At 49.6% G+C, this 6,963-nt stretch carries 9 protein-coding genes; 5 read left to right on the forward strand and 4 right to left on the reverse strand.

Translation table 11 applies throughout. From position 1 onward, the window contains the following. Window positions 1–471: 3-isopropylmalate dehydratase small subunit (gene leuD, locus ABY802_RS15170; RefSeq protein WP_372627966.1), on the forward strand; the 471-nt coding region annotated here is incomplete at its 5' end. A 173-nt stretch (window positions 472–644) separates the two neighbouring features. Here the strand turns inward: leuD and ABY802_RS15175 are convergent. The 3 genes from ABY802_RS15175 to ABY802_RS15185 form a co-directional block, all read right to left on the reverse strand. Continuing rightward, window positions 645–1,100 carry a c-type cytochrome gene (locus tag ABY802_RS15175; RefSeq protein ID WP_372627967.1) on the reverse strand — a complete coding sequence of 152 codons (456 nt, stop codon included), beginning with the start codon at window positions 1,098–1,100 and terminating at the stop codon, window positions 645–647. Window positions 1,101–1,190: 90 nt separating this feature from the next. Further along, window positions 1,191–1,970, reverse strand: a complete 780-nt coding sequence (locus ABY802_RS15180) for a slipin family protein (protein ID WP_372627968.1) — start codon at window positions 1,968–1,970, stop codon at window positions 1,191–1,193. Continuing rightward, entirely contained in the window at window positions 1,963–3,279 is a 1,317-nt protein-coding gene (locus ABY802_RS15185; RefSeq protein WP_372627969.1) for a nodulation protein NfeD, read from the reverse strand. The genes ABY802_RS15180 and ABY802_RS15185 overlap by 8 nt, the downstream gene beginning before the upstream one ends. A gap of 241 nt (window positions 3,280–3,520) precedes the next feature. Here ABY802_RS15185 and ABY802_RS15190 point away from each other — a divergent pair, with 241 nt between their 5' ends. Then, complete coding sequence (locus ABY802_RS15190; protein WP_372627970.1) at window positions 3,521–3,778, forward strand: hypothetical protein; 258 nt, start codon at window positions 3,521–3,523, stop codon at window positions 3,776–3,778. Window positions 3,779–3,781: 3 nt separating this feature from the next. Next, window positions 3,782–4,237 (forward strand): hypothetical protein, encoded by a 456-nt coding sequence (locus ABY802_RS15195; RefSeq protein WP_372627971.1) that lies wholly within the window; start codon window positions 3,782–3,784, stop codon window positions 4,235–4,237. An 81-nt stretch (window positions 4,238–4,318) separates the two neighbouring features. On the opposite strand, the gene ABY802_RS15200 is transcribed toward ABY802_RS15195, so the two are convergent. Next, entirely contained in the window at window positions 4,319–5,272 is a 954-nt protein-coding gene (locus ABY802_RS15200; protein ID WP_372627972.1) for a hypothetical protein, read from the reverse strand. 198 nt (window positions 5,273–5,470) lie between these two features. Here ABY802_RS15200 and ABY802_RS15205 point away from each other — a divergent pair, with 198 nt between their 5' ends. Continuing rightward, a complete protein-coding gene (locus tag ABY802_RS15205; protein ID WP_372627973.1) occupies window positions 5,471–6,124 on the forward strand; it encodes a trimeric intracellular cation channel family protein in 654 nt (217 codons plus the stop codon). Between the two features lie 2 nt (window positions 6,125–6,126). Then, the coding region (locus ABY802_RS15210) for a DUF418 domain-containing protein (RefSeq protein WP_372627974.1) at window positions 6,127–6,963 on the forward strand (837 nt) is incomplete at its 3' end.

Below are 6,963 nucleotides of genomic sequence, written 5' to 3' on the forward strand. Positions count from 1 at the left end.
TGGCGCTATTTAGCTGATGGCAGCCCCAACCCGGATTTTGTGATTAATAAGCCGGAGTATAGTGGCGCCAGCATCTTATTAACCCGGGCTAACTTTGGTTGTGGCTCCAGCCGCGAACACGCACCCTGGGCTATTCAGCAAGCTGGCTTTAATGTGATTATTGCCGAAAGCTTTGCCGATATTTTCTTTAACAACAGTGTTAATAACGCCATGTTATTAATTCAGTTAAGTAAAACCAATATCGACCTGCTGTTTAATCGCTGCACGCAGGGCCCGCAACACTGGCAAATTGACTTGCAGAGTAAGGAAATCATGTTTGGCAACAATGCTGCGCTGGGCTTTAATATCGACGCAGATATTAAACAGCGGCTATTATCCGGGCTGGATTTTATCGGCAGCAGCGAGCAGTTAAAGCTACAAATTGCCGATTACGAGCAAAGCCGCCGCATCAGCCAGCCTTGGCTTGGCTAAAGTGTAACCTGCGTAACAGGATCCCATCTGTCAGGCGAGGCCGCGTTAGCGGCTAAGATTTAACCGACATAAGCTGCCAAGATTTGGGAAATCAGCGCACTGCGTTGTGCGCTGACGCCGTGTGTATGGCTCATGTTTTGCTTCAGCTTAACTGCTGCCGTGTTTTACCCTTACTACGGAAAATAATGCGGGTAATTGGTACGGTTAAATGGCTTCAGATTGTATTTTGGCTGCAAAAAGGCGACTAAGTCCGTCAGTTCCGTTACCGTCATCACATCATTGTAATTACGCATCAGCGATTCTCCTGCGGCATCGGTGTAGCCCGGCCGATCAAAACCCTGAGCAATTTTATGTGACGGGTTAATCACCGATGTTACCAGCTCTGCATAGGTTTTGATGGTTCTGACATCGCCGCCCAGCGGCACTTTTTTTGGTAATTGTGCTTCAATTGCGCGGTCATCCATGTCTTCAAGGCTATGGCAGGCCATGCACTTATAGGCAATAAACACGGTTTTACCGGCGTCGGCATTACCCTCAGGCAAGCTAAAACCACGCGGCGACTCAGGCCCCGGGCTACAGGCCGCTAGCAGCAACATTAATGGCATCAGTAGGTACAGATTGGCTTTCATGCGATTTCTCCTTCGTATTGTACTGCCAGTTTGGCCAGCTCGTCCGGTAAATAACAGCTAGTTTATTTATGCCGGCTTGCTTGGTGTGCACTACTCCTTGCCTGGCTGTTTGGTCAGTGTGGTTAAACCCTGCAGGATGTCCAGCGGCACCGGAAACACCACTGTGTGGGTTTTATCATTAGCGATTTCAGTCAACGTTTGCAGATAACGCAGCTGCAGTGCCTGATTCTGCTTCGACAATACATTCGCTGCCTGCAGCAGGTTTTCTGCCGCTTCCTGCTCACCCATCGCATGGATCACTTTTGCCCGGCGGTTACGTTCGGCTTCCGCCTGACGGGCAATAGCGCGGATCATGCTTTCATCCAGATCGACGTGCTTTATTTCCACATTCGACACTTTGATGCCCCAGGCATCGGTTTGCCGGTCAAGAATGGCGCGGATATCAGCATTCAGTTTATCGCGCTCGGCCAGCATATCATCCAGCTCGTGCTGCCCCAGCACCGAGCGCAACGTGGTTTGCGATAACTGACTGGTCGCGACCAGATAGTCTTCCACCTGAATAATGGCTTTTTGTGGCTCGACTACCTTAAAGTACACCACAGCATTCACCTTCACCGACACGTTATCACGCGAGATCACATCCTGTGTCGGCACGTCCATCACTATGGTGCGTAAATCCACCCGCACGATTTGCTGCAGCACCGGGATTACAATAATCAAGCCCGGCCCTTTTACCTGCTGGAAGCGGCCGAGTAAAAAAATTACGCCGCGCTCATACTCCCGCAGCACGCGAAACATCGATAACAACAACAGCGCAATCAGCAGGCCCAGTGAGGCCCAGAAATAGCTGTCAAATAGCTGTTCAGTCATGAGATGGCTCCTTCGATTTTGTCACCTGCAATACCAGGCCGTCGATGGCCTGTACCTGCACCCAATCGCCTACTTGTAATGGTTGTGCGGCAGCAACCTGCCACCACTCGCCTTCAAGATGTATCATCGGGTGTTGCTGTTCAAAATGCTCGATTTGTGCCCGTTTCCCGAGCAAGGTAGTGGTACCGGACACCAGTGGGTTGCGACGGTTTTGCAGCAGCATCCCGACAACAAAAAAAGTAAAACCGGCACTGCAAACCGCCACAGCTGCGATAACCGGCAGCGCCAGCTGAAACTCCGGATAGGGGCTGTCAAACAGGATCACCGAACCGATCACCAGCGCGATAATGCCGCCAATTCCCAGCACTCCAAAGCTGGGGGCTATTGCTTCAGCCACCAACAGCGCAAGGCCAAGCAGAATAATCGCCAGCCCGGCATAATTAACTGGTAAAACCTGAAATGCATACAACGCTAACAGCAGACATAGCGCACCGGTAATACCCGGTACTGCCATGCCGGGATTAGAAAATTCAAAGAACAAACCGTAGATGCCAAGCAGCATTAAAATATAGGCTACATTGGGGTTGGTTAGTACTGACAGAAACTGGTGTCGCCAGTTGGCCTGATAGGTGATAACCGGCGCATCGCTCAGGGCCAGCTGCTGTTGCCCGATCATACGACCATCCAGTTGTGCCAGCAAATCACTGACATCATTGGCGATAAAATTGATAACCTGCTGTTGCAGGGCCTGCTCAGCAGGCAGGCTGACGCCCTGGCGAACGGCCAGCTCTGCCCAGTCGCTATTGCGGCCACGTAGTTGCGCTAATCCTTTAATAAACGCGGTCGCATCATTGATCACTTTACGCTGCATTGCGCTTATGTTGCTGTCCGCCGGCTTGTCGTTTTCTGCGGGTGACAGCGCCGGGGAGGCGCCTGCCAACTGCACCGGCGTAGCAGCACCAAGCGTGGTGGCCGGTGACATCGCCGCAAAATGGCAGGCATAGAGAATATAGGTTCCGGCGCTGGCAGCTCTGGCACCCTGTGGTGCAACAAAACAGGCTAGCGGAATGTCGGATGACAGGATCCGCTGAATAATCTGCCGCATTGCCAGATCAAGGCCGCCTGGTGTATCTATCCGCAGAATTATCAGCTGGCCCTGCTCTGCATGGGCTTTAGCAATACCGGACTCTACATATTCGGCACTGGCCACGCCAATAGCGCCTTTAAGATCCAGCAGCCAAATAGCCTGACTGGCAACAGCGGACATCGGGCAACACCAAAGCAGCAGCCATATCAGTATTCGTTTCATACTGCCGCCACCCTTTGGTTAAATGGATTATCTAATTAGTATAGCTGAGGGATATCAAGCTTACCGGTATAATCTGTTCGCAACCGCTAGCTGGCCACACCTGGCTTTTTATTGCTGGACACGTTGCTGGCACGCTTTTTAATCTGCTGGCTAAACCTTTAACCGTTATATATCATTAACACAACTGGATCAGCCAGCAACGCCTTAGCGTCGGCTGGGTTAAAAATGACAGGGAAGCCCTATGCAACACAAAGCTAGATTAATGTTGGTGGCACTACTTGCCGTAATGACAGTAGGTTGCGCCAGTAATAACGTAAAGCAGGCAGCGGACGATTTTGCCGATGGCACGATAAGTAACGCAGCGCACCGGCAGCAGAAAAAGCAGAATCAGTCTGTTTATGACGACAATAAACTTAAAAAAGAGGACTCTGCTGCCGGCATCCTCAACATTGGCCTGCAGGGTTTTCTCAGGTTGTTTAAATCTGCCGAGCCTGAATAATAAATGCCGACTCTGATTTACCCGGTTAACGTCCGGCAAGGAAACCGCAGTCACTTATTTATCATGTTCAGAATAATCCTGTGTCTTATCGTGCTATTGCCAGCAGGTGCAGCAGCCACTGAAATTAAACCTTTCAAGTCTGATGGCTGCAGTTTATTTCCTGATGGCACCCGCGAGCAAAATGATTTGTGGCTGGCCTGCTGTACTGCTCACGATTACGCATATTGGCAGGGAGGCACTTATCAGCAGCGTCTTGCAGCAGACAAGGCTCTTGAAGCTTGTGTCGCAAAGGTGGGAGAGCCGGAAATTGCCCGTATTATGCTGGCGGGTGTAAGAGTTGGTGGTACCCCCTACTTACCAACAAAATTTCGCTGGGGGTTCGGCTGGCCCTACCCCAGAGGCTATAAAGCTTTAACCGATAAAGAGCTGAATCAGATTAACGAATTAGCAAGCAAATAATCAGCTAATATAACAATAAAAAAGGCAGCCAGGCTGCCTTTTTTTTATTTGGTTAGCGGTGCTGCTGCAGCTAAAAAACGCTTAGTTAGCAACCATTTTCAGGTTAGCAAACTCAATCATTTGCTCAGGCGTTTGCAATTCAGTCATTAACTCGCCAGATTGCACTGCCGCAAAACTTACCGGCTCGGCAAAATTAACGGTAACCTTCAGTTTTTCAGGCTGGTTGATAAAGGTGGTCAGGGTTTCTTTTAGCGCCAGTGGCAGTTTTTCATCACTACTGACGGCCATAAGCGCCATCCCCTGCAGGGCATCAAATGGCGGCATCTGGCCCTGGGCGCTACCCATCGCAACCAGTCGCTCGATAAAGCCATTATTGTTAATCACCAGCTCACCGCTTTTCAATGCGCCTTTTACCAGGTTTGCCATAACATCATTCATATAGCTGTCAGACATACTTAATTCTTGCTGCTCTGCCGGTGTTTTTTCACTCATGTTACGGGCAAACGCCCATAACTCCTGCATCTGGGCGAATGAGAAATTATAAGCCACGCTGAATTCGTCATTTACCCGGGTAACCTGACTAAAATATAACTCACCGGTAGCAGGTTGATATTCATAATTGTAATCAGCATGCAGCGCCAGGCCTTCGATAAACGTACTCATTTCCGGTGGCAACATTGCCAGCATCGGCTGTGCCATTTTAGCCCCTGTCAGCTCGGCGCTGCCTTTATCAGACAAGCCCTGAGGCTTTAAGCCTACGGCAGTCACTTTATCGATAGTCGCAACCTGACCCATACCCGCAATACTGACATCAATGCCGCTGACACTGTAACTGGAAGTCAGTATATTGGCCGATACATCCTGATAACCAATACTAATTGCTGGCATCAGGCCGGTAGCGGCCATTTCAGCATATGACTGATTTGCCGTTTCAATTTGCTGCTTAATCGCATCTTCAGCTTGCATGTTGGCATAATAAAACCCCGCCGCAGCGGCAACCACAACAATACCGGCCCCAACAACTAATTTATTCATACTAATCCTTTATTCACTATTATTTATAAAACGTATTATTTACAAAAGCCCGAAATCGTAGCACATCACCTGAGCTGGCGAAAAGTGAGTTGGTTAACTATTTCATCATTAGCTTAACTATGCTGGAATAATTGGCCGCTGCAGAGGGGAAAGCATTTACCTGCTCCAGAAAGCCTGTTAGCGTAACGCTATCTTTTTTTGGCAAAATTATCTTTCGCCATGGCAACGTATTTTCTGTGGTTCGACTTACTCGGCGTCGCGGTATTTGCCGTATCTGGAACTCTGGCGGCATGGCGCAACCAGATGGATGGTTTTGGGGTAATTGTGCTGGCCAGTGTTACCGCGATTGGTGGTGGCACCTTGCGCGATCTTATTTTAGATGTACCGGTTATCTGGATAAACAATAACAGCTACTTTTATGCCATTCTCATCGCCGCTATCGGCACTATTCTGCTGGTGCGTAACCGCTTAACCATTCCGCATAATACGTTGCAGTTTTTCGATGCCTTAGGCCTGGCTTTCTTCGTTATTATGGGCACCCAAAAGGCGCTCGATTTTGGCACATCAACCTTGGTGGCCATTATGCTGGGTACCATGAGCGCAGTGTGCGGCGGCATGATCCGCGACGTGCTGTGCCGGGAAATCCCGATGGTATTCCGGGGTGAGTTATATGCCGTTACCTGCTTGGTCGGTGGTGGTGTTTACACCGGTTTACTGGCGCTTGGTGCAGCCCAGTTGCCCGCTATGCTGGCCGGAATGTTAACATTACTGCTGCTACGCCTGGCCGCGATTAAATGGCAAATTACCATTCCGGTTTTTGGTAAACATCACAACGAGTTAAATGAACCCTGACCATGCCAGCTGCCCGCTCACATTTAATGAGCAGTAACCCCAGCCGTGTGGTGCAACTGGATATCATCCGTGGTTTTGCCATTTTAGGCATTCTATTGATGAACATATTTGCCTTCGCCAACCCGCCTGATTACTCACACAGTGTTATTTGGCACCCTGCTGTAAGTGCGTTAGATATTGGCTTGTACAACCTGCAGACACTGTTATTTTCCGGCCGGTTTTTAACCTTATTTAACCTGCTATTCGGGGTAAGCCTGCTACTTATCATGGAAAAGTATGGTGAGCGCTATTTACAGCGCCGCTTAAACTGGCTGGTCGTTGTCGGTCTGCTGCATATCAGCTTTATCTGGTTTGGTGATATTTTGCTGTGGTATGCCGTTACTGGTTTGTTAGTGCTGAAACAGGGATATCATAAACTCGATACCGCTGCGCTGTGGCGCAAGGGTGCCATGTTATTTACGATATCGTTAATTATGCCGGCTATTTACAGTGGGTATTTGCTGCTGACTCCGCCGCCACCGCTGCAGCCACTGGATGCCGAAGTATTAGAGGCACAACAGCTGCTTTGGACCGGGCCTTACCTGGCTCAGTTAACCGAGCAGCTATGGCTGAACCTGATTATGCTGATCGGTTTTGTGATGACCCTGTATTGGTTGATGGCGGCATTAATGCTGTTTGGTATGGCGTTATATAAAAGTGGCTGGTTCAGCCAGGGCTATTCACGCCGCATAACAATTCTGTTATTTCTGACGTCCCTGGCAATCAGCGGCAGCACCGTAGTGCTGGATCATGTTACTGGCTACGGTTACGATCTTGGTGTATCCCTGCCGTGGGAGCAA

The organism is Arsukibacterium sp. (genome assembly GCF_041616895.1).
Lineage (GTDB): Bacteria > Pseudomonadota > Gammaproteobacteria > Enterobacterales > Alteromonadaceae > Alishewanella.

Excerpts from the sequence above, each read along its gene's own strand:
- ABY802_RS15185 (WP_372627969.1), bottom strand. The coding sequence starts at position 3,279 with ATGAAACGAATACTGATATGGCTGCTGCTTTGGTGTTGCCCGATGTCC.
- ABY802_RS15175 (WP_372627967.1), bottom strand. The coding sequence starts at position 1,100 with ATGAAAGCCAATCTGTACCTACTGATGCCATTAATGTTGCTGCTAGCG.
- ABY802_RS15200 (WP_372627972.1), bottom strand. The coding sequence starts at position 5,272 with ATGAATAAATTAGTTGTTGGGGCCGGTATTGTTGTGGTTGCCGCTGCG.
- ABY802_RS15190 (WP_372627970.1), top strand. The coding sequence starts at position 3,521 with ATGCAACACAAAGCTAGATTAATGTTGGTGGCACTACTTGCCGTAATG.
- ABY802_RS15180 (WP_372627968.1), bottom strand. The coding sequence starts at position 1,970 with ATGACTGAACAGCTATTTGACAGCTATTTCTGGGCCTCACTGGGCCTG.
- ABY802_RS15195 (WP_372627971.1), top strand. The coding sequence starts at position 3,782 with ATGCCGACTCTGATTTACCCGGTTAACGTCCGGCAAGGAAACCGCAGT.